This window comes from Stenotrophomonas nematodicola (genome assembly GCF_009467805.1).
In the GTDB taxonomy this organism is placed as follows: domain Bacteria; phylum Pseudomonadota; class Gammaproteobacteria; order Xanthomonadales; family Xanthomonadaceae; genus Stenotrophomonas; species Stenotrophomonas nematodicola.
In genome coordinates this window covers 255,330-281,341 of record NZ_WIAY01000005.1, presented here as the reverse complement: position 1 = coordinate 281,341, position 26,012 = coordinate 255,330, and the positions used below count along the sequence as shown (strand labels likewise).

General features: G+C 68.1%; 27 protein-coding genes and 1 pseudogene. 20 read left to right on the top strand and 8 right to left on the bottom strand.

Going from position 1 to position 26,012, the window contains the following annotated elements; translation table 11 throughout:
• Positions 1-130 (top strand): annotated as a pseudogene (locus tag GDJ08_RS15815) (IS3 family transposase); the annotation flags it as partial.
• Positions 131-182: 52 nt separating this feature from the next.
• On the opposite strand, the gene GDJ08_RS15810 reads toward GDJ08_RS15815, so the two are convergent.
• Together GDJ08_RS15810 and GDJ08_RS15805 are read right to left on the bottom strand one after the other, a co-directional pair.
• Complete coding sequence (locus GDJ08_RS15810; RefSeq protein ID WP_136003113.1) at positions 183-407, bottom strand: YbdD/YjiX family protein; 225 nt, start codon at positions 405-407, stop codon at positions 183-185.
• Positions 407-2,488 (bottom strand): carbon starvation CstA family protein, encoded by a 2,082-nt coding sequence (locus GDJ08_RS15805; protein WP_153165229.1) that lies wholly within the window; start codon positions 2,486-2,488, stop codon positions 407-409. Before GDJ08_RS15805 ends, GDJ08_RS15810 begins: the two co-directional genes overlap by 1 nt.
• A gap of 262 nt (positions 2,489-2,750) precedes the next feature.
• Between GDJ08_RS15805 and GDJ08_RS15800 the strand changes: the two genes are divergently transcribed.
• A complete protein-coding gene (locus tag GDJ08_RS15800) occupies positions 2,751-3,602 on the top strand; it encodes a pirin family protein (protein ID WP_136003115.1) in 852 nt (283 codons plus the stop codon).
• Between the two features lie 59 nt (positions 3,603-3,661).
• Here the strand turns inward: GDJ08_RS15800 and GDJ08_RS15795 are convergent, their stop codons facing one another.
• The 4 genes from GDJ08_RS15795 to GDJ08_RS15780 all read right to left on the bottom strand — a co-directional run bounded on the left by GDJ08_RS15795 (position 3,662) and on the right by GDJ08_RS15780 (position 8,345).
• The gene (locus GDJ08_RS15795) at positions 3,662-4,123 is read right to left on the bottom strand and encodes a hypothetical protein (protein WP_153165228.1); all 462 of its coding nucleotides are present in this window, start codon (positions 4,121-4,123) and stop codon (positions 3,662-3,664) included.
• A gap of 250 nt (positions 4,124-4,373) precedes the next feature.
• Positions 4,374-5,096, bottom strand: coding sequence for an aquaporin Z (gene aqpZ / locus GDJ08_RS15790; RefSeq protein WP_136003117.1), 723 nt, complete (start codon positions 5,094-5,096; stop codon positions 4,374-4,376).
• Positions 5,097-5,197: 101 nt separating this feature from the next.
• Entirely contained in the window at positions 5,198-6,061 is an 864-nt protein-coding gene (locus tag GDJ08_RS15785) for a pirin family protein (protein WP_136003193.1), read from the bottom strand.
• Positions 6,062-6,281: 220 nt separating this feature from the next.
• Positions 6,282-8,345 carry a 3-hydroxyacyl-CoA dehydrogenase NAD-binding domain-containing protein gene (locus GDJ08_RS15780; protein WP_153165227.1) on the bottom strand — a complete coding sequence of 688 codons (2,064 nt, stop codon included), beginning with the start codon at positions 8,343-8,345 and terminating at the stop codon, positions 6,282-6,284.
• Positions 8,346-8,582: 237 nt separating this feature from the next.
• Between GDJ08_RS15780 and rpoE the strand changes: the two genes are divergently transcribed.
• The 9 genes from rpoE (at position 8,583) to recO (ending at position 17,268) form a co-directional block, all read left to right on the top strand.
• The gene (rpoE, locus tag GDJ08_RS15775; protein WP_136003119.1) at positions 8,583-9,203 is read left to right on the top strand and encodes an RNA polymerase sigma factor RpoE; all 621 of its coding nucleotides are present in this window, start codon (positions 8,583-8,585) and stop codon (positions 9,201-9,203) included.
• An 8-nt stretch (positions 9,204-9,211) separates the two neighbouring features.
• Entirely contained in the window at positions 9,212-10,081 is an 870-nt protein-coding gene (locus GDJ08_RS15770; protein ID WP_229296543.1) for a sigma-E factor negative regulatory protein, read from the top strand.
• An 86-nt stretch (positions 10,082-10,167) separates the two neighbouring features.
• On the top strand, positions 10,168-11,694 hold the full coding sequence (locus tag GDJ08_RS15765) for a DegQ family serine endoprotease (protein ID WP_136003121.1): 1,527 nt from the start codon (positions 10,168-10,170) through the stop codon (positions 11,692-11,694).
• Positions 11,695-11,861: 167 nt separating this feature from the next.
• Positions 11,862-13,652, top strand: a complete 1,791-nt coding sequence (lepA, locus tag GDJ08_RS15760) for a translation elongation factor 4 (protein WP_017356783.1) — start codon at positions 11,862-11,864, stop codon at positions 13,650-13,652.
• 24 nt (positions 13,653-13,676) lie between these two features.
• Positions 13,677-14,471 carry a signal peptidase I gene (gene lepB / locus GDJ08_RS15755; protein ID WP_017356784.1) on the top strand — a complete coding sequence of 265 codons (795 nt, stop codon included), beginning with the start codon at positions 13,677-13,679 and terminating at the stop codon, positions 14,469-14,471.
• A 32-nt stretch (positions 14,472-14,503) separates the two neighbouring features.
• Positions 14,504-14,887: a DUF4845 domain-containing protein gene (locus GDJ08_RS15750; protein WP_017356785.1), complete on the top strand. Its 384-nt coding sequence runs from the start codon at positions 14,504-14,506 to the stop codon at positions 14,885-14,887.
• Positions 14,877-15,557, top strand: a complete 681-nt coding sequence (rnc, locus tag GDJ08_RS15745) for a ribonuclease III (RefSeq protein ID WP_017356786.1) — start codon at positions 14,877-14,879, stop codon at positions 15,555-15,557. Before GDJ08_RS15750 ends, rnc begins: the two co-directional genes overlap by 11 nt.
• On the top strand, positions 15,554-16,450 hold the full coding sequence (era, locus tag GDJ08_RS15740; protein ID WP_153165225.1) for a GTPase Era: 897 nt from the start codon (positions 15,554-15,556) through the stop codon (positions 16,448-16,450). Before rnc ends, era begins: the two co-directional genes overlap by 4 nt.
• A gap of 95 nt (positions 16,451-16,545) precedes the next feature.
• Positions 16,546-17,268: a DNA repair protein RecO gene (recO, locus tag GDJ08_RS15735; protein WP_136003124.1), complete on the top strand. Its 723-nt coding sequence runs from the start codon at positions 16,546-16,548 to the stop codon at positions 17,266-17,268.
• 16 nt (positions 17,269-17,284) lie between these two features.
• On the opposite strand, the gene GDJ08_RS15730 is transcribed toward recO, so the two are convergent.
• Positions 17,285-18,010, bottom strand: coding sequence for a response regulator (locus GDJ08_RS15730; RefSeq protein ID WP_136003125.1), 726 nt, complete (start codon positions 18,008-18,010; stop codon positions 17,285-17,287).
• A 128-nt stretch (positions 18,011-18,138) separates the two neighbouring features.
• Between GDJ08_RS15730 and rlmD the strand changes: the two genes are divergently transcribed.
• Positions 18,139-19,473, top strand: coding sequence for a 23S rRNA (uracil(1939)-C(5))-methyltransferase RlmD (gene rlmD, locus GDJ08_RS15725; RefSeq protein WP_153165224.1), 1,335 nt, complete (start codon positions 18,139-18,141; stop codon positions 19,471-19,473).
• Positions 19,474-19,496: 23 nt separating this feature from the next.
• On the opposite strand, the gene GDJ08_RS15720 is transcribed toward rlmD, so the two are convergent.
• Positions 19,497-20,141: a hypothetical protein gene (locus GDJ08_RS15720; protein ID WP_153165223.1), complete on the bottom strand. Its 645-nt coding sequence runs from the start codon at positions 20,139-20,141 to the stop codon at positions 19,497-19,499.
• A gap of 59 nt (positions 20,142-20,200) precedes the next feature.
• Here GDJ08_RS15720 and GDJ08_RS15715 point away from each other — a divergent pair, with 59 nt between their 5' ends.
• The 8 genes from GDJ08_RS15715 to GDJ08_RS20375 all read left to right on the top strand — a co-directional run bounded on the left by GDJ08_RS15715 (position 20,201) and on the right by GDJ08_RS20375 (position 25,993).
• A complete protein-coding gene (locus GDJ08_RS15715) occupies positions 20,201-20,692 on the top strand; it encodes a CYTH domain-containing protein (protein WP_153165222.1) in 492 nt (163 codons plus the stop codon).
• Positions 20,693-20,830: 138 nt separating this feature from the next.
• Positions 20,831-21,481 (top strand): DsbA family oxidoreductase, encoded by a 651-nt coding sequence (locus GDJ08_RS15710; protein ID WP_153165221.1) that lies wholly within the window; start codon positions 20,831-20,833, stop codon positions 21,479-21,481.
• Between the two features lie 100 nt (positions 21,482-21,581).
• Entirely contained in the window at positions 21,582-22,589 is a 1,008-nt protein-coding gene (nagZ, locus tag GDJ08_RS15705) for a beta-N-acetylhexosaminidase (RefSeq protein WP_153165220.1), read from the top strand.
• On the top strand, positions 22,589-23,143 hold the full coding sequence (locus GDJ08_RS15700) for a hypoxanthine-guanine phosphoribosyltransferase (RefSeq protein WP_017357286.1): 555 nt from the start codon (positions 22,589-22,591) through the stop codon (positions 23,141-23,143). Before nagZ ends, GDJ08_RS15700 begins: the two co-directional genes overlap by 1 nt.
• Positions 23,143-23,889, top strand: a complete 747-nt coding sequence (locus GDJ08_RS15695; RefSeq protein ID WP_026070968.1) for an S-methyl-5'-thioinosine phosphorylase — start codon at positions 23,143-23,145, stop codon at positions 23,887-23,889. Before GDJ08_RS15700 ends, GDJ08_RS15695 begins: the two co-directional genes overlap by 1 nt.
• Before the next feature lie 88 nt (positions 23,890-23,977).
• On the top strand, positions 23,978-24,184 hold the full coding sequence (locus GDJ08_RS15690) for a cold-shock protein (protein WP_017357288.1): 207 nt from the start codon (positions 23,978-23,980) through the stop codon (positions 24,182-24,184).
• Between the two features lie 88 nt (positions 24,185-24,272).
• Positions 24,273-25,508: an FAD-dependent oxidoreductase gene (locus GDJ08_RS15685; protein ID WP_153165219.1), complete on the top strand. Its 1,236-nt coding sequence runs from the start codon at positions 24,273-24,275 to the stop codon at positions 25,506-25,508.
• A 215-nt stretch (positions 25,509-25,723) separates the two neighbouring features.
• Complete coding sequence (locus GDJ08_RS20375) at positions 25,724-25,993, top strand: hypothetical protein (protein ID WP_153165242.1); 270 nt, start codon at positions 25,724-25,726, stop codon at positions 25,991-25,993.
• The last annotated feature ends 19 nt before the right edge of the window (positions 25,994-26,012 follow it).

The following is a 26,012-nucleotide window of genomic DNA, read 5'->3' as shown; positions in this document are numbered from 1 at the left end:
ACTGGATGCAGCACGAGCGGATGTGTTTGACTACATCGAGCGACGCCACAACCCAAGGATGCGGCGAAGGGTCGCCAGGCAGGATCAGAAGGTTGCAGCTCTTTTAGAACCGTCCGTGATTTCGGGGTAGAACCCGCCACAAGTGTCAGCCTGTGGCGGACAGGTCAGCCGTTCGGAGCCTTTCAGCAGCAGCGACCGCCGTTCCTCCCGCCGTAGCGGGCTTCCTGCCGCTCGCGGAAGAAGGTCTTGTAGTCCATCGGTTCACGGTCCGGATGATTCTCCAGCACGTGCCGCACGTAGTTGTCGTAGTCGGGAATGCCGCAGCACAGCCGTGCGGTCTGCACCAGGCGCCGCCACAGCCGGCGGTGCGCCTGGTATTGCCCGACGGGAACCAGTTCGGTACTCATCACAGGTCCGCCATCTGGTGCGGCTGCAGTGCCACGTAGGGGGTTTCCTTGTCGGTACGCACCGGCGAACGACGCGCCTGCACGATCGTCTTGACCGCGTAGACCAGGATGGAGAACACCACGAACAGGAACAGCACGGTCAGGCCGGTGTTGACGTAGGCGTTGACCACGATCTGATTCATCTGCCCGACGGTCTTGGCCGGCGCGGTGATGGTGCCGGTGGCGATCGCATCCTGGAACTTGTGCGCCTGGGCGAGGAAGCCCTGGGCCGGGTTGCTGTCGAATATCTTGATCAGCCCGGCGTAGGTGGTGCAGATCAGCAGCCATACCGCCGGCACGGCCGTGACCCAGGCGAAGCGGTCGCGCTTCATCTTGAACAGCACCACTGTGCCCAGCATCAACGCGATCCCCGCCAGCATCTGGTTGGAGATGCCGAACAGCGGCCACAGCGTCTGGATGCCGCCGAACGGATCGACCACGCCGGTGTAGAGCAGGTAGCCCCACAACGCCACACAGCCGCCCGTGGCGATGATGTTGGCCGTCCAGGACTCGGTCTTCTTCAGTGCGGGGATGAAGTTGCCCAGCAGGTCCTGCAGCATGAAGCGGCCCGCACGCGTACCGGCATCCACTGCGGTGAGGATGAACAGCGCCTCGAACAGGATCGCGAAGTGGTACCAGAACGCCATCATCGCGTTGCTGCCGCTGGGGATGGCTTCATGCAGGATCTGCGCGATGCCCACGGCCAGCGTTGGTGCGCCACCGGCGCGGTGCAGGATGGTCGGTTCGCCGATGGCCGCCGCAGTGGCCTGCAGCTGCTCCGGCGTGATCGTGAAGCCCCACGTGTTGGTGATGTAGTGCGCGGCCGATACCGCATCGGCACCGATCACCGCGGCCGGGCTGTTCATCGCGAAGTAGATGCCCGGATCGATGATCGAGGCCGCCACGAGCGCCATCACCGCCACGAACGATTCCATCAGCATGCCGCCGTAGCCGATGTAGCGCATGTGGCGTTCATTGGCGAGCAGCTTGGGCGTGGTGCCCGAGGCAATCAGCGCATGGAAGCCTGAGACCGCGCCGCAGGCAATGGTGATGAACAGGAACGGGAACATCCCGCCTTTCCACACCGGGCCGTCGCCGCTGGCGGCGAACTGGGTCAGCGCCGGCATCTTCAGTTCGGGCATGACGATCAGGATGCCGATCGCCAGCGCCACGATGGTGCCGATCTTCAGGAAGGTGGACAGGTAGTCGCGCGGGGCCAGCAGCAGCCACACCGGCAGCACCGAGGCGACGAAGCCGTAGCCGATCAGCATCCAGGTGATCTGGATGCCGGTGAAGGTGAAGGCCGGGCCCCACACCGGATCGGCCGCGACCTTGCCGCCGTACCAGATGGCCAGCAGCAGCAGGATCAGGCCGACGATGGAAATCTCGCCGATCTTGCCCGGGCGGATGTAGCGCATGTAGATGCCCATCAGGATCGCGATGGGCATCGTGGCGATCACCGTGAACATGCCCCAGGGGCTCTCCGCCAGCGCCTTGACCACCACCATCGCCAGCACCGCCAGGATGATGATCATGATCAGGAACGCGCCGAACAGGGCGATGGTGCCGGGCACCTGGCCCATTTCCTCACGCACCAGGTCGCCCAGTGAACGGCCGTTGCGGCGGCTGGACAGGAACAGGATCATGAAATCCTGCACCGCGCCGGCCAGGACCACGCCGACCACCAGCCACAACAGACCCGGCAGGTAGCCCATCTGCGCGGCCAGCACCGGACCGACCAGGGGGCCGGCGCCGGCGATGGCGGCGAAGTGGTGGCCGAACAGCACGTGCTTGTTGGTCGGGACGTAGTCCAGGCCATCGTTGTTGATCACCGCCGGTGTCGCCCGGGTCGGGTCGAGCTGCATCACCTTGTCGGCGATGAACAGGCTGTAGAAGCGGTACGCGATGAGATAGATGGAGACCGCGGCGACCACGATCCACAAGGCATTGATGTGTTCGCCCCGGCGCAGCGCGACGGTGCCAAGACAGAATGCGCCGAGCAGCGCGAGCGCCGCCCAGCCCAGCTTGGAAAAACCTTTCATGAGTGTGCGTCTCCCTGGAGAACATCGTAAGAGTCCGCCTTGGCACCGACAGGGTCAATGCGAAGACGGGGGCGTGCCGCTAGTACTTTGGTCGTAGGTCGCAACGCGGGCGGCGTGGGGATGCGGACAGCGGCAGCGGTCATGCGCGCGGCCTGCACGGTGGGCGCACGCCACCACTGGAACAATCGGTTGCGGGCGTGGCGGTTGGCGGCAGCGGGCGCGGCGCCCATGTTGTATCCCGTCCCCACCCGTCGGAGTCGACATGAGCAGCCCCAACCCCGTGCGCGTGCTGCGCACCATCCGTGGCATGGCCACCTCCGATGGCGCCGGCGTGCGCCTGACGCGCGTGATCGGCGGGCCGTCGCTGCCCGACCTGGATCCGTTCCTGCTGCTGGATGAATTCGGCACCGATCGCGCCGAGGACTACATCGCCGGCTTCCCGAGCCACCCGCACCGTGGCTTCGAGACCGTGACCTATATGCTCGATGGACGCATGCGGCACAAGGACAACCACGGCAACGAGGGGCTGCTGACTCCCGGCAGCGTGCAATGGATGACCGCCGGGCGCGGCTTGGTGCATTCGGAAATGCCCGAACAGGAATCCGGCCAGATGCGCGGCTTCCAGCTGTGGGTGAACCTGCCGGCGCGCGACAAGATGACCGACCCGAAGTACCAGGAGTTCGCGCCCGAGCGCATTCCGGTGGCGCAGCCGGCCGACGGCGTGCAGGTGAAGGTGATCGCCGGGCAGGTCGGCGACGTGACCGGGCCGATCGTCCAGCCGGCGACCGATCCGGTGTACCTGGACATCACCCTCGGCGCCGGTGCCGGTTGGTCGTACGATCTGCCGGATGGGCACAGCGCCTTCGCGTACGTCTTCGAAGGCGGGCTGACGGTCGGGCAGGGCGAGGATGCGCGGCCGGTGGCACGCCAGGAGCTGGCGGTGCTCGGCGGCGGCGAGCGCCTGGACCTCCAGGCCGGTGCCGACGGCGCGCGGCTGATCCTGGTGGCGGGCCGGCCGCTGCGTGAGCCGGTGATGCGCCACGGGCCGTTCGTGATGAACACCCGCCAGGAGCTGATGCAGGCCTTTGTGGACTTCCAGGAAGGCCGTTTCTGAGCTCCTGACACCCGGAAGCGGACGGTGACGCCGAGCCTGGCTCGGCGGCTGCTGCACCGTCAGCGCCCCGCGGCAACCGCCGTCGGCGTCAGGTTCATTCCTTGGGTGAGCGACTGCAGCGTGTCCAGTTCCTGCGCGTTGTCGGCGTACAGCGCGATCTGCGCATAGCGGTTCTTGTCGAACTTCACCACCGCCACGCGGCGGGTGTCGTAGCCCGGCGGTTTCTGGCCGCCCAGGTCCGGCTGGTACCAGTACATCGACTCGCCGGCGAAACCGCCTTTTTCCTGGCGCAGCGTACGGGTCAGGGTGAGCGCGGGATCGCGCGCACTGAGAATCAGGCTCAGCACCTCGCGTCCATCGGCGGTGCTGGCCTTGCACAGCATGAAGTCGGACTGTGCCTGCTGATGCCATTGCAGGCCGCTGCCGGCAGGCAGCGAAGGACACTCGGACGGCGATTGCGCCCATGCCACGGCGGCGGACGACAACAGGCTCAGGCATACAGCGGCGCGCAGGACGTTCATGCTTTCCCCCAGGGTCGGAATGGCCGGGTCCGCGTCAGGCAGGCGCGATCCGGTGGCCGCGGAAACCCAGGCCGATGGCTGCGCATATCCCCATGCGCGTCCCGGAGGCGCCAGCCGTCAGGTGACGGACTGGTGATTCGGACGGTAGCGGAATGTGATTCGATCTACAAATATCAGTTTCAAATGAATGTGAATCCGTAGTGCAGCGTGCCCTATCGGGCAGCCCGTGGCGGCCTGCCCGTCGCCCGGCTCAGCGCGGCTCGGCGCCGATCCATTTGCAGGCCACGCCGCCGATCAGGCCGCCCAGTACCGGTGCCAGCCAGAACAGCCACAGCTGCCCGACCGCGCCACTGCCGGCGAAGAACGCCACTGCGGTGGATCGCGCCGGGTTCACCGAGGTATTGGTGACCGGAATGCTGATCAGGTGGATCAGCGTCAACGCCAGGCCGATCGCGATCGGGGCGAACCCGGCCGGTGCCCGGCCATGCGTGGACCCCATGATCACGATCAGGAACACCGCCGTCAGCACCACCTCGCACAGGAAGGCGGCCGCCACGCTGTACCCGCCAGGCGACAGTGCACCGTACCCGTTGCTGGCGAATGCACCGGCCTGGCTGCCATCGATGGCGAAGCCGGGTGCGCCCGAGGCGATCTGCAGCAGAATGACGCCCGCCAGCAGGCCACCGAGCACCTGGGCGACGATGTAAGGCACCAGGTCGCGCGCCGGAAAGCGGCCGCCGGCCCAGAGGCCGATGCTGACGGCCGGGTTGAAGTGCGCGCCGGACACATGGCCGAACGCATAGGCCCCGGTCAGCACGGTCAGGCCGAAGGCCAGCGCCACGCCGAGAAACCCGATGCCGAGGGGATTGCCGTCACCGCCGAACGTGGCCGCCAGTACCGCACTTCCACAACCACCCAGCACCAGCCAGAACGTGCCGAGGAACTCGGCCGCAAGTCGCTTGCCCATGCTCATCGATGCCTCCACGCGGTCTGCCCGGGATGGGCAGGCAGACCGTAGCTGAATCGATGTTCATCGGTGTGAGTGTGGCGTCAACGTGCCGACGAACGGCAGGGTCAGGCCTGCGGCAGGGGAATGAACTCTTTGTCGTCGCCGGGAATGGTGCCGAAGGCGCCGGCTTCCCAGTCGTGCTTGGCCTGCTCCAGGCGCTCCTTGGAACTGGAGACGAAGTTCCACCACAGGTGGCGCGGGCCATCCAGCGGTTCGCCGCCCATCAGCATCGCCTTGACCGGGGTCTTGGCGCGCAGGCGGCCGCGTGCGCCCGGTTCGGGCAGGATCAGGTGCTGGGCCGGCACGTCCACGCCGTCCAGCTGCGCCTCGCCTTCGAGGATGTACAGCGAGCGCTCCACGTGGCCGGTATCCAGATCGATCTCGCCGTCCGGGTCCAGGTCGATGGCCACGTTGAGGGTGTCGCTGAACACCTTCACCGGCGACTCCTCGCCGTACGCACGCCCGGCGATCACGCGCAGCCAGGCACCGTTGCGGCGCTGCTGGGGCAGGGTGGCGGCGGCATGGTGATGGAAGGCCGGGTCGGTTTCTTCGGCGCTCCTGGGCAGCGCGATCCAGGTCTGCATGCCGTGCAGCGGATGGTCGTGTTCGCGCTCCACCGGCGGGGTGCGCTCGGAGTGGGCGATGCCGCGGCCGGCGGTCATCCAGTTGACGTCGCCGGGACGGATCACCTGGTCCGAGCCGAGCGTGTCGCGGTGGCCGATGGCGCCGGACCACAGAAAGGTGACCGTGGCCAGGCCGATATGCGGATGCGGGCGCACATCGATGCCGGTACCGGCACCGAGCACGGCCGGGCCCATCTGGTCGACGAACACGAACGGCCCGACGCTGCGTGCCTGCAGGGTAGGCACCGCGCGGCGCACCTGCAGGCCGCCGATGTCGTGCACGCGGGGGGCGATGATGGTGGTCATGCGGGCGATCTCGCTGGCGGGGACAGACGCAAGGATGGCATGCGGGTGGGGCAGGCGCATGACCCGTGCGGGCAACAGGGTGTTGCGTTGGGCGGGTCAAAGGCCGTGGTGCGGCGGCCCGTGACCGTCTGACGCGCAGACAGCAACGCCACCTTGCGGTGGCGTTGCTGCATCCGTAGCGCCGGGGTCTATCCGGCGGCCCCTGATCGTGCGGCGTGCGTCAGATCACCGGCTCGCGCAGCACCGCATCGTCCCAGCCCGGGCGCGGTGCGAAACGGTCGCCGTAACGCTGCTGCAGCGCCTTCAGGCGTTCCACCAGCACATCGGCGCCGGTGGCGCGGATGTACTGGATCGGGCCGCCGCGGAACGGGGCGAACCCGGTGCCGAAGATCACGCCCGCATCGAGCAGGTCGGCGTCGGCGACCACGCCTTCGTGCAGGCAGGCCACGGCTTCATTGAGCAGCGGCAGGATCAGGCGGTCCTCAAGGTCGGCAGGCACTGCGTAGCCCGCCGGCACGTCCGGCTTCTGCGCGCGGCCGTTCTCCCACTTGTACAGGCCCTGGCCATCCTTCTTGCCGCGCTTGCCCTGTTCAACGGTCTGCAGGGCGGCGGGAATCTGCAGGCCCAGGAACGGTGCCAGTTCCTTGCCCACGCCGGCGGCCACGTCGAGACCGACGGTGTCGAGCAGTTCGATCGGGCCCATCGGCATGCCGAACTTCACCGCCGCCTTGTCCAGCACCGGCCCGGGAACGCCTTCGGCGTAGGCGGTGGCGGCTTCGAGCATGTACGGGAACAGCACGCGGTTGACCAGGAAGCCGGGCGTGCCGGCCACCGGCACCGGGAACTTGCCCAGCGCCTTGCAGAACGACGCCAGCCGGCGCTCGGTTTCCGGGGCCATGCCGTCGTGGTGGATGATCTCCACCAGCGGCATCTGCGCCACCGGGTTGAAGTAGTGCAGGCCGGCGAACTGGGCCGGGCGCTGGATGTGGTCGCGCAGTTCCACCAACGGAATGGAGGATGTGTTGGTGGTCAGCAGTGCGTCGGCCTTCATCGTCGGCTCGAGCGTCTGGTACAGGCTGCGCTTGGCGTCGGCATCTTCGATGATCGCTTCGATCACCAGGTCGGCCACGGCCACGCCGTCGCCGGCCAGGTCGGCCTTGAGCCGCGCGGCCACGGCCGGGCGCTTGCTCTCGTCCTTCACCTTCCTGGCGAACAGCGCCTGCGCGCGTTCCATCGCCGGGTCGATGAAACGCTGTTCGCGGTCCTGCAGGGTCACGTTGAAGCCCTTGTAGGCCGACCAGGCGGCGATGTCGCCGCCCATCACGCCGGCGCCCACCACGTGCACATGGGTGATGCCGTGGTCCTTGCCGCCCAGCGCCTTCAGCCGCTCGGTCAGGAAGTAGATGCGGATCAGGTTGCGCGCGGTCGGGGTGCTGGCCAGTTTGACCACAGCTCGGCGTTCGGCATCCAGGCGGGTCTGGATCGGGCTGCCGCCGGCGCGCGCCCAGGTGTTGATCAGCGCGTAGGGCGCCGGGTAGTGCTCCTTGCGGGCCTTGCGCGCGACCTGCTTGGCCATCTGCGGGGCCAGCAGCCTGCGTGCCAGCCAGGTGTTGGTCGCCCAGGCGGTCGCGCGCTGCTTGAACGGGCGGGTCGTGCCGGTCAGCGCCAGCGCCACGGCGGTATCGAGCAGCACGGCCGGTGCCACCACCTTGTCGACCAGACCGATGTTGCGCGCAGCCGACGCCGACAGGTTGCGGCCGGTCAGCATCATGTCCATCGCCGCCGGCGCGCCCACCAGCTGCGGCAGGCGTGCACTGCCGCCCCAGCCCGGGAAGATGCCCAACTGGGTTTCCGGCAGGCCGATCCGGGTGGAGGGGTCGTTGGAGGCCACCCGGTAGCGGCAGGCCAGCGCCAGCTCGGTGCCGCCGCCCAGGCAGTGGCCGTGGATCGCCGCCACGGTCGGGCAGGGCAGCTCGGCCAGCTTCTGGTATGTGCTCTGGCCGCGGCGGATCGCGTCATTGACGGTACCGCGCCGGTCGAACTCCTGGAACTCCTTCAGGTCCGCACCGGCGATGAAGCCGGCCGCCTTGATCGACTGGATGACCACCGCCTTGGGCGGGTCGATGGCGATGCGCTCGATCAGGTCGCCCAGTTCCAGCAGCACGTCCTGCGACATGGCGTTGACGCTGCTGTCCTGGCGGTCGAGGCTGAGCACCACGACACCATCGTCACGGATCTGCGGGTGCCAATGTGAGAAGCGGAGCCCATCGAAGCCTGAGAGCATGGGACGTTCCATCCGGTTGTGTATGGAGAAGGGGGCTATGATCCAGAGGTTGTTTCCTCCCCGTCAAATCCCTATAGCTGGGGGGAGAACGACCGCCGGTTCACTGCCTGGATCGGAAACCTTAACGGAACGGTGGTTAAAAGCTGGTGCGGCGTCGTTGATCGGTCGCTGAACTTTTCCCGGGATTGGCAGTCTCATTGCCCGACGTCGGTTGGGCTGACAGGAGTGCGGCCCCCAATGGCCGAGGTTGAAACACCACAGGAGCTGGACCTGGAACTGGTCCGGCGCGTGCAGCGCGGCGAAAGTGCGGCGTTCGATGTCCTGGTGCGCAAGTACCAGCACCGGATCGTCGCCCTGATCGGGCGTTACATCGCCGACTGGAGTGAATGTCAGGACGTGGCCCAGGACACTTTCGTCCGCGCGTATCGCGCGATCGGCAGTTTCCGTGGCGACGCCCAGTTCTATACCTGGTTGCACCGGATCGCCGTGAACACTGCCAAAAACCATCTCGCCGCCCACAACCGCCGCCCGCCCACCGATGACATCGACATCGGGGACGCCGAGCAGTACGACAGCGGCACCCGCCTGCGCGACACCGACACGCCCGAGCGCGAACTGATGCGCCAGGAGCTGGAACAGACGGTGATGAAGGCGGTGGCGGCATTGCCGGAGGAACTGCGTTCGGCCATCACCCTGCGCGAGGTGGATGGCATGAGTTACGAGGAAATCGCGCAGAAGATGGGGTGCCCGATCGGCACCGTGCGGTCGCGGATTTTCCGTGCCCGCGAAGCCATCGACACTGAACTTCGGCCGCTGCTGGATATCGGCAGCGCCACCCGCGAGAAGAGCCGCGTATGACCCCCAAGATGCCTACCCCTGGAAACGCCGGCACCCCGCCGGACAAACTCGATGCCCACAACCGGCAGCAGCTGTCGGCGCTGATCGACGGCGAACTGTCGGCCGATGAGGCGCGCTTCATGCTGCGCCGGCTGGAACACGACGAGGCGCTGTCCGGCTGTCACGAACGCTGGCAGATGCTGGGCGATGTGCTGCGTGGGCAGGCCTGCGCGCCGGCGCCGCAGGCGTTCGCCGAGCGCATCCGCGTGGCGGTGGCTGCCGAGCCGCGACCGCAGCCGCAGCCGGCTGCCGCGCCGGCCACGGTGCGTCGCAGCGGCTGGCGTCGGTGGGGCGGCGGCGCTGCCCTGGCCGCGTCGGTGGCGGCGGTGGCCATGTTCATGACCCGCGAGCAGCTGCCCGGCGAGACCCCGCTGCCTGCGCCGACCACGGTGATCGCCAGCCAGGCCGAGCTGCCGCCGGCGCCGCCCGCCGCCCCGGTCGCCCCGGCCGATGCCGCCCTGGCCGTGGCCGCCGCGCCCGCCGCTGCGGTCGCGGCGGCCAGCCGCCGACAGGACGTGGCGGCCGCGCGCCGCAACAGCGCCACCCGTACCCAGCAGGCCGCGCGCGGTGCGCTTGAGCGCAGTGCCGAGCCGCAGCGCGCTGTCGCCGCCAGCCCCCTGCCGGTAGTGCCGGCTGCGGCCGCGCGCGCCTATCCCTTCGGTGACGTCGGCAGTCTGCAGGCCAAGCCCTGGCCACGCTCCACGCTGGCCCCGGCCGGTGGCGGTGCACTCAATGCCAGCTTCTCCACGCAGGAGCCACGCGCCGCGTTCTATCCCTTCGAGCCGCGCCTGCAGGAGGCCGAACCGGCCGTGCCGGCCAGCCGCAGCCATCGCGACTGAGCCGCGTGGCATCCCGATGTTCGCGCTGCGGCCGTACGGCCGCAGCGTCCCTCTCCCTTTCTTCCTGACCCGGAGGCTCGCGTCTGATGACCCCTCGCATGCGTAAGCAGGCTCTGTCCCTGCTGGCCCTGTCCCTGACTCTTCCCCTCGGGGCATGTGCCCAGTCGCCGTCCCCGACCGCGCCGGTCGCCGCGGCCCCGGCCGCGGCGCCGCGCGCGCCGGCCCCGCAGCTGGTCAGCGGACTGCCGGACTTCACCCACCTGGTCGAACAGGTCGGGCCCGGCGTGGTCAACGTCGAGACCACCATCGTGCGCAACAACCGCGCGGCCCGTGCGATGGGCCCCGGCGATGAGGACATGCCCGAATTCTTCCGCCGCTTCTTCGGCCCGGACTTCCAGATGCCCGGCCAGCCGGGCGGGCAGGGCGAGGCCCCCCGCGGGCGTGGCATGGGCTCGGGCTTCATCATCTCGGCCGACGGCTATGTGCTGACCAACTACCACGTGGTCGCCGATGCCAGTGAAGTGAAGGTCAAGCTGGGCGACCGCCGCGAGTTCACCGCCAAGGTGATCGGCAGCGACCAGCAGTACGATGTGGCCCTGCTCAAGATCGACGCGAGGAACCTGCCGACCGTGCGGGTGGGCGATTCCAATACGCTCAAGCCGGGTCAGTGGGTGGTTGCGATCGGCTCGCCGTTCGGCCTGGATCACTCGGTCACGGCCGGCGTGGTCAGCGCGGTCGGCCGCAGCACCGGCGGTCCGGACCAGCGCTACGTGCCGTTCATCCAGACCGACGTGGCGATCAACCAGGGCAATTCGGGCGGCCCGCTGCTCAACACCCGCGGTGAAGTGGTCGGCATCAACTCGCAGATCTTCTCCGCCTCGGGCGGCTACATGGGCATCAGCTTCGCGATCCCGATCGACCTGGCGATGGGCGCGGTCGAGCAGATCAAGACCTCCGGCCGGGTCAGCCGTGGCCAGCTGGGGGCCGTGGTCGAGCCGATCGACGGATTGAAGGCCCAGGGCCTGGGCCTGCCCGACAGCCGTGGCGCGCTGGTCAACCAGATCGTGCCCGGCAGTGCGGCGGCCAAGGCCGGCGTGGAAATCGGCGACGTCATCCGCTCCGTCAACGGCAGCATGGTCAATGCCTGGTCGGATCTGCCGCCGGCGATCGGTGCGCTGCCGCCGGGCAGCAAGGTGCGCCTGGGCGTCGTGCGCGATGGCAAGGAGCGCGAGCTCACCGCCACCCTGACCGAACTGGCCGAGGACGCCGAGCGCGCCAGCAGCCGTCCGGCGACGGCCGACGCGGCCACGCCGCAGACCGGTGCCAACGCCCTGCTGGGCCTGGAGGTGATCGACCTGACCGCGGCCCAGCGCAAGCAGCTGGGCCTGGAGTCCGGTGAAGGCGTGCGCATCACCCGGGTGACCGGCCAGGCCGCGCGGGACGCGCAGCTGTCGCAGGGCATGGTGATCCTGCAGGTCGGGCGTACCCCGGTCGGCAGCGTGGCGGCACTGGATCGCCAGCTGTCGGGCTACAAGAAGGGTGACGTGGTGATGCTGCTGGTCCGCACCGGCGCCGGCAACAGCGCGTTCGTGGCGATCAAGACGGGGCAGTAACCCCCGCCACTGCTGCGTTTCCGGGCCCGCTTCGGCGGGCCCGGTCGTTTCTGGCCGGTATTGGCGACAATCGGACGTAGGCCCACGCGGGAGCCGGCCGGCCATGCGATAATGTGTCGTTATCCTGACGACGCGACGCGCCGCCGCCACCTATGTCCTCTGATTCGATGCGGAACATCCGCAACTTCTCCATCATCGCCCACGTCGACCACGGCAAGTCCACGCTGGCCGATCGCATCATCCAGCTTTGCGGTGGCCTCCAGGCCCGCGAGATGGAGGCGCAGGTGCTCGACTCCAATCCGATCGAGCGCGAGCGCGGCATCACCATCAAGGCCCAGTCGGTCTCGTTGCCGTATGTCGCCAAAGACGGCCAGACCTACCACCTGAACTTCATCGACACCCCCGGGCATGTCGACTTCTCCTATGAAGTCAGCCGCTCGCTGGCCGCCTGCGAAGGCGCGCTGCTGGTGGTCGATGCGGCCCAGGGCGTGGAAGCGCAGTCGGTGGCCAACTGCTACACCGCGGTGGAGCAGGGGCTGGAAGTGGTGCCGGTGATCAACAAGATCGACCTGCCTACGGCCGACATCGAGCGCGCCAAGGCCGAGATCGAGGCCGTGATCGGCATCGACGCCACCGATGCGGTGCCGGTCAGTGCCAAGACCGGCCTGAACGTGCAGGACGTGCTGGAGGCGATCGTGCATCGCATTCCGCCGCCGGTGCCGCGCGATACCGACAAGCTGCAGGCGCTGATCATCGACTCGTGGTTCGACAACTACCTGGGCGTGGTCTCGCTGGTGCGTGTGATGCAGGGCCAGATCAAGGCCGGCGACAAGCTGCAGGTGATGTCCACCGGCCGCAACCACCAGGTCGACAACGTCGGCGTGTTCACGCCCAAGCGCAAGGTGCTGCCAGCCCTGCGCGCCGGTGAAGTGGGCTGGGTCACCGCCAGCATCAAAGATGTCCACGGCGCGCCGGTCGGCGACACCCTGACCCTGGCGGCCGATCCGGCGCCCAAGCCGCTGCCGGGCTTCCAGGAAATGCAGCCGCGCGTGTTCGCCGGCCTGTTCCCGGTGGATGCCGAAGACTACCCGGACCTGCGCGAAGCGCTGGACAAGCTGCGCCTGAACGACGCCGCGCTGCGGTTCGAGCCGGAAAGCTCCGAGGCGATGGGCTTCGGCTTCCGCTGCGGCTTCCTCGGCATGCTGCACATGGAAATCGTGCAGGAGCGCCTCGAGCGCGAGTACAACCTGGACCTGATCAGCACCGCGCCGACCGTGGTCTATGAAGTGCTCAAGACCGACGGCTCGATCATCAACATGGACAACCCGGCCAAGCTGCCGCCGGTGAACCAGGTCGAGGAAATCCGCGAGCCGATCATCCGTGCCAACGTGCTCACGCCCGAGGAGTACATCGGCAACATCATCAAGCTGTGCGAAGAAAAGCGTGGCAGCCAGATCGGCATCAACTACCTCGGCAGCCAGGTGCAGATCAGCTACGAGCTGCCGATGGCCGAAGTGGTGCTCGACTTCTTCGACAAGCTCAAGTCGGTCAGCCGCGGGTACGCCTCGCTGGACTACCACTTCGTGCGTTTCGACGCCGGTCCGTTCGTCCGTGTGGACGTGCTGATCAATGGCGACAAGGTCGATGCGCTGTCGCTGATCGTGCACCGCAGCCATGCCGACCGCCGCGGCCGCGAGCTGTGCGAGAAGATGAAGGACCTGATCCCCCGACAGATGTTCGACGTGGCCATCCAGGCCGCCGTGGGCTCGCAGATCATCTCCCGCACCACGGTCAAAGCCATGCGCAAGAACGTTCTGGCCAAGTGCTATGGTGGCGACGTTTCGCGCAAGAAGAAGCTGTTGGAGAAGCAGAAGGAAGGCAAGAAGCGCATGAAGCAGGTGGGCCGCGTGGAGATCCCGCAGGAAGCCTTCCTGGCCGTGCTGCAGATGGACAAGTAAGGCACCCGATCCCAAGGACACCGCATGAAATTGTTTGAAATCCTCCTGGTCGTACTGACGCTGGCCTCCGGGCTGATCCTGCTGGCCGACAAGCTGTACTTCGCCAGGCGCCGTGCCGCGCGTGCCGGCCTGCTGGATTCCGAACCGGTGCTGGTCGACTACTCCCGGGCGTTCTTCCCGGTGCTGGCGATCGTGCTGGTGGTGCGCAGCTTCATCGCCGAGCCGTACAAGATTCCGTCCAGCTCGATGATGCCCAACCTGCTGATCGGCGATTTCATCCTGGTCAACAAGTTCTCCTACGGTCTGCGCCTGCCGCTGAACAACGCCAAGATCGTTCCGCTGGGCGAGCCCAAGCGTGGCGACGTGGTGGTGTTCCACTTCCCGGGCCATTCCGACGCCGACCCGGCCAAGGGCGAGAACTTCATCAAGCGCGTCATCGGCGTGCCGGGGGACGAGGTCGCCTTCCAGGGCGATGGGCTGATCCTCAATGGCGAGCCGGTCAAGTACGACAACAAGGGCATCTACGCGGGCCACCTCGGCCAGGGCGACGGCAGCACGCTGCTGGTGGAGCACCTGCCGGGCCGTACCCACACCGTGCTGGAGACCGACTACCCGCGTGGCCAGGGTCAGTGGACCGTGCCGGCCGGCAAGTACCTGGTCATGGGCGACAACCGCGACAACAGCGACGATGGCCGCTTCTGGGGCCTGCTGCCGGAGGAAAATCTCCGTGGCAAGGCGTTCCTGATCTGGCTGAACTGCTCGGGCTGGTTCTGCAAGGACGGCTTCGAGCCGTCGCGGATCGGCTCGACCATCAACTGATCCATCACACCGGCGTATCTGGGGAGAACGCAATGAAGACGATGAACACGCAGCGCGGCATGACCCTGACCTCGTTCCTGGTCGTCCTGATCGTGGTTGCCTTCGGCCTGTACATCGGCATGAAGCTGTTCCCGATGTACCAGGAGTACTACTCGGTGCGGTCGGCGATGAAGAGCCTGGCGAAGGAGCCGGGGGTGGGCAACATGGAGCCCGGGCGTGTCCAGGACCTGTTCTTCAAGCGTCTGTACATCAACTACTCCGAGAACGTGAAGCCGGCCAACGTCACATTCGATCGCATCGATGGCGGCTGGAACATGAAGGTCAACTACGAAGTGCGCCGGGCAATGATCGGCAACCTCGACGTGGTGGGCCGGTTTGATACCAACCAGGAATTGACCCGTAGCGGTGCCGAATAAACCTTTCCAACGCGGTGACCTGATCGGTCACCCCTTCCGCGATCCGGGTCTGCTGCAGCAGGCCCTGACGCATCGCAGTGCCGGTACGCCCAACAATGAGCGGCTGGAGTTCCTTGGCGACAGCATCGTCAACATGATGGTGGCCCAGGCGCTTTACGAGCGGTGGCCCAAGGCCGACGAGGGCGCGTTGACCCGCGCCCGGGCCGAGCTGGTGCGCGAAGGCGCGCTGGCGGTCATCGCCCGCACCCTGCAGCTGGGCGACCGGCTGACGCTGGGACCCGGCGAGATGAAGTCCGGCGGCCAACGCCGGGACTCGATCCTGGCCGACGCGCTGGAGGCGGTGGTCGCGGCGATCTACCTGGACGCCGGCTTTGCCGCCTGCCAGACCGTGGTGCTGCCCTGGTTCAGCCCCTCGATGGAGGCGCTGCCGGCCACGGGCAAGCCGGAGAAAGACCCCAAGACGCGCCTGCAGGAATGGCTGCAGGCCCGACAGAAGGCGCTCCCCCAGTACGAACTGGTGTCAGAATCGGGTGACGATCACGCCAAGACCTTCCGGGTACGCTGCGGCGTAACCGATCCTGCCGTCAGCACCGAAGGCGAAGGTGCCTCGCGACGGCTGGCCGAACAACAGGCGGCCGCCGCCGCCCTCGAGCAACTGGATTCCAAGTGAGCGAAGCAACCCCCCATCGTAGCGGCAGCGTGGCCGTCATCGGCCGCCCCAATGTCGGCAAATCCACTCTGACCAACGCCCTGGTCGGCGCCAAGGTCAGCATCGTGTCCAACCGGCCGCAGACCACGCGCCACCGGCTGCTCGGCATCGCCAGTTATCCGGAAGGGCAGCTGGTGCTGGTCGACACGCCCGGGCTGCACAAGGTGCAGAAGCGCGCCATGAACCGGGTGATGAACCGGGCGGCGCGCGGCTCGCTGGAAGGTGTCGACGCCGGGCTGCTGGTGATCGAGGCCGGCCGCTGGGACGAGGAAGACACCCTGGCCTTCAACGTTCTCAGCGATGCGGGCGTGCCGGTGGTGCTGGTGGTCAACAAGATCGACCGCCTCAAGGACAAGGGCGCGTTGCTGCCGTTCCTGCAGGAAGTGACCACCGGCCGCAGCTTTGCCGCCGTGCATCCGATTTCCGCGCAGAAGCGCAACGGCTTGGACGCGCTGGTGCGCGACGTGCTGAAGCTGCTGCCCGAAGCCCCGCCGATGTTCGGCGAGGACGAGATCACCGACCGCAGCCAGCGGTTCCTGGCCGGTGAGCTGGTCCGCGAGCAGCTGATGCGCCAGCTGGGCGAAGAGCTGCCGTACGCCACCACGGTGGAGATCGAGCGCTTTGTCGAAGACGGCAACCTGCTGCGCATCGGTGCGGTGATATGGGTCGAGCGCGAAGGCCAGAAGGCGATCGTGATCGGCAAGGGCGGTACCCGCCTGAAGGATATCGGTGCCAAGGCCCGCATGCAGATGGAACGTCTGTTCGGTGCCAAGGTGTTCCTGGAAACCTGGGTGCGCGTGCGCGAGGGCTGGTCCGACGACGAAGCCGCGCTGAAGGCCTTCGGCTACGAATGAACCGCCCCGGGCGCGCGCAGCGGCGCGGCGTCCGTCGTGTCCCGGCGTGCGCCGCGGTGGGACCCCACCGGCCGGCGCCGGTCGGGAGGTAGGCCGTGCGCATCGAGGATGAACCCGCCTTCGTTCTGCACGCCCGCCCGTGGCGGGAGACCAGCCTGCTGGTGGAAGTGCTGACCGAGCAGCATGGTCGCATCGGCCTGCTCGCGCGGGGCGTGTCCAGTGCCCGCAGCCAGCCGTTGCGGGCGGCCCTGCAGCCCCTGCAATGGATCCGGCTGACCGCGGTACAGCGCGGCGAACTGGCGCAGCTTCGCGGTGCCGAGGCACTCGACGCCGCACCGCGGCTGCTGGGCGATGCGATGCTCGCCGGCTTCTACATCAATGAACTGCTGCTGCGGCTGGCACCCCGCCAGGACCCGCTGCCCGACCTGTACGACGCCTATGCCGTGGTGCGCCAGCGGCTGCGCGACGGCGACCCCCTGGCATGGACCCTGCGCCGCTTCGAACGGGATCTGCTGGATGCGCTCGGGGTGGGGTTCGACCTGAGCCATGACGGCGATGGCGAGCCGCTCGATCCCGCTGCCCGCTACGAACTCGACCCGGGCGATGGCCCGCGCCGTCTGCTCAGTGACCGGGGCGCCGACCAGCGACGCGGGGCGGCCACCGGCAGCGCGCTGCTCGCGCTGGGCGCTGACCGTCTGCCCGGCGCGGAGGACCTGGCCAGCCTGCGCCGCAGCATGCGCACGGTGCTGCTGCACCACCTCGGGGGCCGCGGCCTGAAATCCTGGGAAATGCTCGACGACCTGTCACGCCGGCGCTAGCGCCGGGGGCTGAGACTCAATGCAGCAGGGCTTCCACCGCCGCGCGGAACTGGGTCTGTGCGCCGCCGGACTCCGGTGCTTGGTGCAGCTGGCGTACCGCCCGGGCCAGGCGCGCGGCGCCGACGAAGCCGCAACTGGCCTGCAACCGGTGCAACTGCCCGCGGAGGGCCCGTACATCCTGCTGCAGCAAGGCCTGCGCGACGGCGTCGCGCACCCCGGGCAATTCGGCCAGGAACAGTTCGCGCAGGGCGATGAGATGGTTGCGCTGCCCATTCAGGGCTGCCAGGGCGGTGGTTTCATCCCAGTCCTGGCGCTCGTTCTCGGTGCTGCTCCCGGGACCGGCCGCCATGCCGCCGGGGCTGTTGACCAGCGCGCGGCGCACCGCCTTGAGCAGCTGTTCGCGGGTCAGAGGCTTGATCAGGGTCTCGCTGAAGCCGGCCTCGCGCAGCCGGGCATGGATGCCGCTGTCGCCATCGGCGGTATGCGCCAGCGCCGGGGTGTCCGGCCGCGAACGGCGCAGGGCCTGCAGCAGCTCGGTGCCGTTGCCGTCGGGCAGGTTGACGTCGATCAGCCACAGGTCATGGCCGCCGCCGTTGGCGCGGTCCATTGCGCTGGCCAGCGAATCGGCGGTATCGACCTCGGCGGGCAGGGTCTCCAGCGCAGCCTTGAAGAAGCCGCGGCTGATGGTGTCGTCCTCGACGAGCAGGAATCGGGGCATGGGATCCCGCGGGGTCATCTGCATTGGGGCTGCCTCCATGTCAGCTGTGTCCCATATTAAACACGTCCGGGGCCGCTGCAAACGGTTTCCGAGCAGGGCAATGCCTCCATCTGCGACAATACGCACCCTTTTTGCCCGCAGCCTGTTGCCACGTGGCCCGAACCCGCTCCCGCCTCGACCGTACGCCCTTCCAGACCGACATCCTCGACCTCAGCCACGATGGCCGTGGCGTGGCCCGCCGTGATGGCGAGGGTGGCAAGGTCACCTTCATCACCGGCGCGCTGCCGGGCGAAGTGGTGACCGCCGAACCGACCGCCCGCAACCGCCACTTTGACGAGGCGCGGACGCTGGAGGTGGTGACCGCCTCGCCGCAGCGGGTGACGCCGCGCTGCCCGCATTTCGGCGTCTGCGCCGGCTGCGTGCTGCAGCACCTGGAGGAATCGCAGCAGATCGTGGCCAAGCAGCGGGTGCTGATGGACAACCTGACCCGTATCGGCCACGTCACCCCGGGTACCGTGCTGCCGCCGCTGGTCGGCGACAGTTGGGGCTACCGCCGCAAGGGCCGGTTCTCGGTGCGTCGGGTCGAGAAGAAGGACAAGACCCTGGTCGGCTTCCGCGAGCAGGACCCGCGCTTCGTCGCCGATCTGTCGCAGTGCCTGACCGTGATCCCGGAGATCGGCAGCAAGGTCGGCGCGATGGCCACCTTCATCGAGACCCTGGACGGCAAGCGCGATATTCCGCAGGTTGAGTTCATCGCCGGCGACGACGCGATCATGCTGACCATCCGCCACATGCAGCCGCTCAGCGACGCCGATCGTGCGGCGTGGACCGCCTTCGGGCAGGAACACGGCTTTGCGATCTCGCTGCAGCCCGGCGGCGTGGAATCGGTGCAGCCGCTGTGGCCGGCCGAGGTGCCGCTGTCGTTCAAGCTCGCGCCGTGGGATGTCGAGCTGGCCTTCCGGCCGCTGGACTTCATCCAGGTCAATGCATCGCTCAACGTGAAGATGATCGCGCTGGCGCTGGAACTGCTCGACGCCGGCCCGGACGAGCGGGTGCTCGATCTGTTCTGTGGCCTGGGCAACTTCACCCTGCCGCTGGCGCGTACCGTGCGTGAAGTGGTCGGCGTGGAAGGTGATCCGGGACTGGTCGCGCGTGCACGGGAAAACGCCGAGCGCAATGGCCTGTCCAACGCCCAGTTCCACGCCGCGGACCTGACCCAGGACCAGCGCCAGACGCCGTGGATGCGCCAGGGCTTCGACAAGCTGCTGCTGGACCCGCCGCGCTCGGGGGCCATCGAAGTGCTGCAGCAGCTGCCGCTGAAGCAGTTCAAGCGCATCGTCTACGTCAGCTGCCATCCCGGCTCGCTGGCGCGCGATGCGGGCTATCTGGTCAACGAACAGGGCTTCACCCTGGTCTCGGCCGGCGCAATGGACATGTTCCCGCACACCGCGCACGTGGAAAGCATCGCGGTGTTCGAGAAGCGCTGACGCCCGTTCGCCGGCCGCGTCCGCTACTGCGCCGTGGCCGGTGCGTTGTGCCACTGTCCGTCCCCCCACACGAACGCCATCGGCTGGCGGCCGCGCTCGCTGGCGACGATGGCGTCGACCTCGCATTCGATCACCGGCGCGTCCTCGCCGATGTCGCACGCATGCACCGCGACCACGTCGGCCGTGCGCGCCGCCTGTGCCAGCTCGGCACGCGCGGCAGGGTCGGCCTCCTGCGCGGCGCGCGCGATGAATGCCTCGCGCAGCAGGACCTGCACACGCTCCTGCGGCGGCACCGGCACCGGCACCGGGATCCGGCGCTGTTCGACAGGCATCGTCCAGCGCTGCTCCGTGTAGACGAAGCGCAACAGGCGATACACCGGCTCCGGACCCGCCTGGGCGGTCGTGATGCAGTCCACCGTGGCCGCGGCGGCGCCGTCGAGCGGCATGCAGCTGGACAATCCCAGCAGGCGGGGACGAAACGCGTCGGCGACCATGCGGCTGCTGTCGGTGGCGGGGCGGTCGGCGATGGCGGCATCGAACAGCGCGTCCATCGCCGACTGGGCCTGCGTGAGCGTGGGGATGGCCGGCGCGGCAGCGCTGGCGGCCAGCGGGAGCAGCGCCAGGGAGGCGAGGGCGATGCGGCGCAGGGTGGGGCGATGGCGTGTCATCGTGGCTGGATCCTTGCAGGGGGCGCGCAGTGTAGGCGCCGCGCCGCCATACTGTGCGCATGGGCATTGAAATCGAACGCAAATTCCTCGTCACCGGCGACGGCTGGCGCACCGCCGCGCACGCGGTGATTCCGATGGCGCAGGGCTACATCAATGACGCCGCCGCGCTCGACAGTGGCGCGCAGAAGGCCTCGGTGCGTGTGCGCATCCAGGGCGCGCAGGCCTTCCTCAACCTGAAGTCGCGCGAGATCGGCCACACCCGGCAGGAGTTCGACTACCCGATTCCGGTGGACGATGCCCGCGCGCTGCTTGCGCTGTGCGTCGGCGGGCTGATCGACAAGCGCCGGCATCTGGTCGAACACGGCGGGCGGATCTGGGAGGTCGATGAATTCCTCGGCGACAACGCCGGGCTGGTCGTGGCCGAGATCGAGCTGGAGCGCGCCGACCAGTCCATCGCCCTACCGGCATGGGTGGGTGAGGAAGTCACCGACGACGTGCGCTACTACAACCTGGCGCTGGCCGCCCATCCCTTCAGCCGCTGGGACAGATAGCCGCGGGCGCGCGGCGGTGTCGCCACCCGGGTTCAGCGCGAGCGTGAAGGGCCCGTCGGCGATGATCACGTCCAACGCGGCGCTTTGAGGCGCCGCTGCCCCCTTTTTTCCGCAGGCCGTCATCCCCATCTTGGCCGCATGAACATTGAGATCTGGTCCGACGTGGTGTGCCCCTGGTGCTGGATCGGTAAACACCGGTTCGAGCAGGGCCTGGCCCTTCTGGGCGACGAAGCACCCGAGATCGAGGTGCGCTGGCGGCCGTTCCTGCTGGATCCGGACGCCGGCACCACTCCGGTGCCGCTGCGCGAGGCCTATCGGGCCAAATTCGGCAGTGCCGAGCGCACCGAGCAGATTCTGTCCCAGACCCAGACCACGGCGCGCGCCGAAGGCCTGCCGATGGACTTCGACCAGGGCCAGGTGCGGGTCACCACCCTGCCGGCGCATCGCCTGCTGTGGCTGGCGGGTCGTGAGGGCGTGCAGGCGGCGGTCGGCGAGGCGCTGTTCCGTGCGCATTTTGTTCACGGGCGGAATCTGGCCGATCCGCAGACGCTGATCGAGGCCGCCGCCGCCGGCGGAATCGGGGCCGACCGGGTGACGGCGTTGCTGGCCAGCGAGGAAGGGCTGGAGGAGATCCGGGCCCAGCTCGACCAGGCCCGTGCAGTGGGCATTCAGTCGGTGCCCACCTTTGTGATCAATGGCCGCTACGCCGTGCAGGGGGCCCAGCCGCCTGAGGCGTTTGCCCAGGCACTGCGGCAGATCGCGGCGGAAGGCGCCGCGGACGCGTCCTGACCGAGACGTGGTCACAGCCGCGCGGTCGTGGCCCACGGCGCGCGGGTTCTGCGACAATGCGGCGGTGCGCCATCGCGGCGCCCCGTATTGGAGATGACCCATGCTCGTGATCGGCGTCGCCGGGACCGAACTCACCGCCCAGGAGCGGCACTGGCTGCAGCATGACGCCGTGGCCGGTGTCATCCTGTTCAAGCGCAATTTCGCCTCGCGCGAGCAGGTTGCCGCGCTGTCGGCCGCGATCCGCGCCGCCGCCCCGCGCCCGGTGCTGATCTGCGTGGACCAGGAAGGCGGCCGCGTGCAGCGCTTCCGTGACGGCTACAGCGCGCTGCCGCCGCTGCAGGGCTTCGATGCGCAGTACGCCAGGGACCCCGAGGCCGCGCTGGCCCTGGCCGAGCAGCACGCCTGGCTGATGGCCAGCGAAGTGCGCGCCAGCGGCGTGGACCTGAGCTTTGCACCGGTGGTCGATTTGGGCCGGGGCAACCTGGCCATCGGCGACCGCGCCTTCAGCGCCGATCCGGACGTGGTCGCGGCCTTCACCCGCGCCTATGTGCGCGGCATGCACAGCGTGGGCATGGCGGCCACGCTCAAGCACTTCCCCGGCCACGGCACGGTCAAGGAAGACACCCACGTCGACGATGCCAGCGATCCGCGCACGCTCGATGAACTCCGTGCGCTGGACCTGGTGCCGTTCGTGGCCGGTATCGACGCCGGTGCCGACGCGGTGATGATGGCCCACGTGGTCTACCCGCAGGTGGCGCCGGAACCGGCCGGCTACTCGCCCCGCTGGATCGGCGAGATCCTGCGCGGCGAGATGGGCTTCCGCGGCGTGGTGTTCTCCGACGACATCGGCATGGCCGCGTCGTTCTCCGCCGGTGGCGTGAAGGCGCGCGTGGATGCGCATCTGGACGCCGGCTGCGACGTGGTGCTGGTCTGCCACCCCGAACTGGTGGAAGAATCGCTGCGCGCGGTCGAAGGCCGCACCCTCAATACCGCCGCGTTGCTGGGCCTGATCGGCCGCGGCGCGCTGGGCTGGGACGGCCTGTTGGCCGACACCCGCCACGGCACTACCCAATCCCGTTTGCTTGACACCCTTGGAAGAACCGTCTGATGCCCAACCTCACCATCCCCCAGGCCCTGGCCCAGGCCGACCTGCTGGTCGACCGCCCCACCATCGACAAGGCCATCGCCGGCATCGCTGACGCCATCGCGCGCGATTACAAGGGCGAAGTGCCGCTGTTCCTGTCGATCATGCATGGCGCCCTGCCGTTCGCCGGACAGCTTGCGCTGGAACTGGGTGCCCGCGGCCAGGACGTGCAGTTCGATTACCTGCATGCCACCCGCTACCGCGGTGAGACCACCGGCGGCGACCTGGTCTGGAAGCACAAGCCGGCCACCGCGCTGTTCGGCCGTCGCGTGCTGCTGGTCGACGACATCCTCGATGAGGGCTACACGCTGCAGGGCGTGCGCACCTGGTGCCTGGAACAGGGCGCGACCGACGTGCGCATCGCCGCGCTGACGGTCAAGCAGCACGACCGCGCGCTGCCGGACATCAAGGCCGACTACGCCGGCATCGACCTGCCGGACCGTTACGTGTTCGGCTTCGGCATGGACGTCAATGAGACGCTGCGCTGCGTGCCGGCCATCTACGCGATGAAGGAATGATGGAACACATCGCACTGGCCGTCATCGGCGGCACCGGCGTCTACAAACTGGCCCAGCTCGACGATGTCAGCAGCCACCAGGTCGAGACCCGCTACGGCACGCCGTCCGGCCCGATCCGGGTCGGCACGCTGCTCGGCCAGCGCGTGGCGTTCCTGGCCCGCCACGGCGAAGGCCACTCGCTGCCGCCGCACAAGATCAATTACCGCGCCAATCTCGCTGCGCTGCAGCAGATCGGCGCGACGCGCGTGCTCGCACTCAATACTGTTGGCGGCATCACCGATGCGTTCGGACCGCGCGTGCTGGCCTGTCCGGACCAGTTGATCGACTACACGTGGGGTCGCATCTCCACGCTGTGTGAAGAGCCGGGCAGCGAGGTGCTGCACGTGGACTTCGGGCATCCGTACACGCCGATGCTGCGCAGCAAGGTATTGGCCGCAGCCAAGGTCACCGGCGTGCGTCTGCAGGATGGCGGATGCTACGGCGCCACGCAGGGGCCGCGCCTGGAAACCAATGCGGAGATCGCCCGCATGCGTCGCGACGGCTGCGATCTGGTCGGCATGACCGGCATGCCCGAAGCCAGCCTGGCGCGCGAGCTCGGTCTGGACTATGCCTGCCTGGCGATCGTGGCCAACTGGGCGGCCGGGTGTGGTGATGGCGACGAAATCACGATGGCCGAAGTACTGGCCAACGTCGATGCCGCGTCGGCGGGTTTGCCGGAACTGATCGGTGAATTGGCGCGGGGGTGATTGTCATTGCGGAACAAGCTTTGCATACTCCGGCAGTGCGCTGGTTGAGCGTACACCACCCATTCATTGAAGAAGGTCTCGCATTACCATGCCGAACGGTACCGTCAAGTGGTTCAACGACGCCAAGGGATTTGGCTTTATCTCGCCGGAGGACGGCAGCGCCGACGTCTTCGCGCACTTCTCCGCGATCAACGCCAAGGGCTTCCGCAGCCTGCAGGAAGGCCAGCGTGTCACGTACGACGTGACCCAGGGCCCGAAGGGCGCCCAGGCTTCGAACATTGTGCCGGCTGAGTGATTCTCTCGGTTGAGCATTGAAAACCCCGCTTCGGCGGGGTTTTTTTTGCGCACGATGTGAACTTGATCACGCTCATAGGGAACATGACATGACGCAGCCGCGCACGGTGGCGATCATCGGCTACGGCACCGCCGGTCAGGCATTGTCGATTCTGCTTTCACGCGATCATCACGTGGTGCACGTGTTCGAGCGTGCGAAAGCGCCCGGCCCCGTCGGGGCCGGCTTCCTGCTGCAACCCAGCGGCCTGGACGTGCTGTGGCAGATGGCGTTGTTGCCGCAGGTGCTGCAACATGGCGCGCCGGTGCAGCGGCTGTACGGGGAAACGCCCTGCGGGCGCGCGGTGATGGACCTGCGCTACGCCGCGCTGGACGCGCATCTGCATGGCGTGGGCATGCAGCGCGGTGCGTTGTTCACAGTGTTGGCGCAGGCCTGGGAGCACCCGGGCAACCTGCAGGCCGATACCGCGATCGTCGAGGTGGACAGTGAGAAGGGGCGCGTGCGTGATGCACGCGGACAGTGGCACGGGCCCTACGATGTGGTGATCGCCGCCGATGGCGCCGCCTCCACGCTGCGCGCGCAGGTGGCGGGTGCGCGGCACGATCGCGAGTACCCGTGGGGGGCACTGTGGTGCCTGCTGCCGCGCGGTGACTGGCCGCATGTCGACGAACTGCGCCAGCGCTACCTGATGGCGCGCAGGATGATCGGCCTGCTGCCCGTGGGAACGCGGCCCGGCGATGACACGCCACGGCTGAGCTTCTTCTGGAGTCTGCCGCGTGATCGCTTCGCGCACTGGGAACGCGATGGCATGGCGCGCTGGCTGGACGATGTCGCTGCGCTCTGGCCGGCGGCACACGGGTTGCTGCAGGACGTAGCGCCGGAGGCGCTGGCCCGCGCGAGTTATCGCGACACGCGCATGCGGCAGTGGCATCGCGGGCGGCTGGTGCTGGCCGGCGACGCGGCGCATGCGATGAGCCCGCAGCTGGGGCAGGGGGTGAACATGGCGCTGCTGGATGCGATGGCGCTGCGCGATGCGCTGCGGGCGCACCCCGATCTGACGGCCGCATTGCAGGCGTACCAGCAGCGGCGACGCGCGCATGTGGCGATCTATCACTACTGGAGCCACTGGCTGACGCCGCTGTTCCAGTCCGAACGCGACACGCTGGCGCGTGCCCGCGACGTGTTCTTCGGGCCGATGGGGCGCGTACCCGGCGGGCGCGGGCACATGCTGCGCGTGCTCAGTGGCACGCAGCATGGCTGGATGGGGCGCCTGCCGTTGTCGCCCGGGTTCGTGACGGCAATGCGCGAATACCGTGCTGCACGGTGATGCCCGCGTCAGGCGCTGAATGCGCGCGCGTGAAGGCGGATCTGCATTGCGTTGACGGTGAAATCACCGTCGACATGAGACAACGGCAGCGCAGACGCAGCGTGCGTGTGCGCCTGGCGCCACCCGACCCGGATATGCCTTGCACCACGGATCGTTCCGTGCCGGTGCGCCTGCGCCCCAGGTCCCGTGTGGACCGCCATCCCAAGGAGATTGACATGTTGTTCTCGGCCGACACTCTCGAAAGCGAACTCAGCAAACTGCGCGGTCTGTTGCAGATGCTGCACGAGGATCAGCCGGATGTGATGGAAGACGTGTTCGAATTCCATGTCACCAGCCTCATCACCCATACCGCAGCGGAGCATCATCCGCACATCCGCCAGGCGGCCCGCGACATGCTGGCGGCGATCCAGCAGCAGCCGGTCCGCGCCGTGTCCCGCACGCCGGAGATCCTGTTGATGCCGGATACGCTGGTCCCGGCCATGTGAATCGCACCGCGTTCGGCCG

Coding starts and splice junctions, on each gene's coding strand:
- GDJ08_RS15800 (WP_136003115.1), top strand. CDS start 2,751: ATGAGCAGCCCCAACCCCGTGCGCGTGCTGCGCACCATCCGTGGCATG.
- GDJ08_RS15780 (WP_153165227.1), bottom strand. CDS start 8,345: ATGCTCTCAGGCTTCGATGGGCTCCGCTTCTCACATTGGCACCCGCAG.
- GDJ08_RS15710 (WP_153165221.1), top strand. CDS start 20,831: ATGAACATTGAGATCTGGTCCGACGTGGTGTGCCCCTGGTGCTGGATC.
- GDJ08_RS15700 (WP_017357286.1), top strand. CDS start 22,589: ATGCCCAACCTCACCATCCCCCAGGCCCTGGCCCAGGCCGACCTGCTG.
- nagZ (WP_153165220.1), top strand. CDS start 21,582: ATGCTCGTGATCGGCGTCGCCGGGACCGAACTCACCGCCCAGGAGCGG.
- GDJ08_RS15770 (WP_229296543.1), top strand. CDS start 9,212: ATGCCTACCCCTGGAAACGCCGGCACCCCGCCGGACAAACTCGATGCC.
- lepB (WP_017356784.1), top strand. CDS start 13,677: ATGAAATTGTTTGAAATCCTCCTGGTCGTACTGACGCTGGCCTCCGGG.
- GDJ08_RS15695 (WP_026070968.1), top strand. CDS start 23,143: ATGGAACACATCGCACTGGCCGTCATCGGCGGCACCGGCGTCTACAAA.
- GDJ08_RS15750 (WP_017356785.1), top strand. CDS start 14,504: ATGAAGACGATGAACACGCAGCGCGGCATGACCCTGACCTCGTTCCTG.
- GDJ08_RS15785 (WP_136003193.1), bottom strand. CDS start 6,061: ATGACCACCATCATCGCCCCCCGCGTGCACGACATCGGCGGCCTGCAG.
- GDJ08_RS15810 (WP_136003113.1), bottom strand. CDS start 407: ATGAGTACCGAACTGGTTCCCGTCGGGCAATACCAGGCGCACCGCCGG.
- GDJ08_RS15685 (WP_153165219.1), top strand. CDS start 24,273: ATGACGCAGCCGCGCACGGTGGCGATCATCGGCTACGGCACCGCCGGT.
- lepA (WP_017356783.1), top strand. CDS start 11,862: ATGCGGAACATCCGCAACTTCTCCATCATCGCCCACGTCGACCACGGC.
- GDJ08_RS15765 (WP_136003121.1), top strand. CDS start 10,168: ATGACCCCTCGCATGCGTAAGCAGGCTCTGTCCCTGCTGGCCCTGTCC.
- GDJ08_RS20375 (WP_153165242.1), top strand. CDS start 25,724: ATGTTGTTCTCGGCCGACACTCTCGAAAGCGAACTCAGCAAACTGCGC.
- GDJ08_RS15720 (WP_153165223.1), bottom strand. CDS start 20,141: ATGACACGCCATCGCCCCACCCTGCGCCGCATCGCCCTCGCCTCCCTG.
- rpoE (WP_136003119.1), top strand. CDS start 8,583: ATGGCCGAGGTTGAAACACCACAGGAGCTGGACCTGGAACTGGTCCGG.
- GDJ08_RS15805 (WP_153165229.1), bottom strand. CDS start 2,488: ATGAAAGGTTTTTCCAAGCTGGGCTGGGCGGCGCTCGCGCTGCTCGGC.
- GDJ08_RS15730 (WP_136003125.1), bottom strand. CDS start 18,010: ATGCAGATGACCCCGCGGGATCCCATGCCCCGATTCCTGCTCGTCGAG.
- aqpZ (WP_136003117.1), bottom strand. CDS start 5,096: ATGAGCATGGGCAAGCGACTTGCGGCCGAGTTCCTCGGCACGTTCTGG.
- GDJ08_RS15690 (WP_017357288.1), top strand. CDS start 23,978: ATGCCGAACGGTACCGTCAAGTGGTTCAACGACGCCAAGGGATTTGGC.
- GDJ08_RS15715 (WP_153165222.1), top strand. CDS start 20,201: ATGGGCATTGAAATCGAACGCAAATTCCTCGTCACCGGCGACGGCTGG.
- GDJ08_RS15795 (WP_153165228.1), bottom strand. CDS start 4,123: ATGAACGTCCTGCGCGCCGCTGTATGCCTGAGCCTGTTGTCGTCCGCC.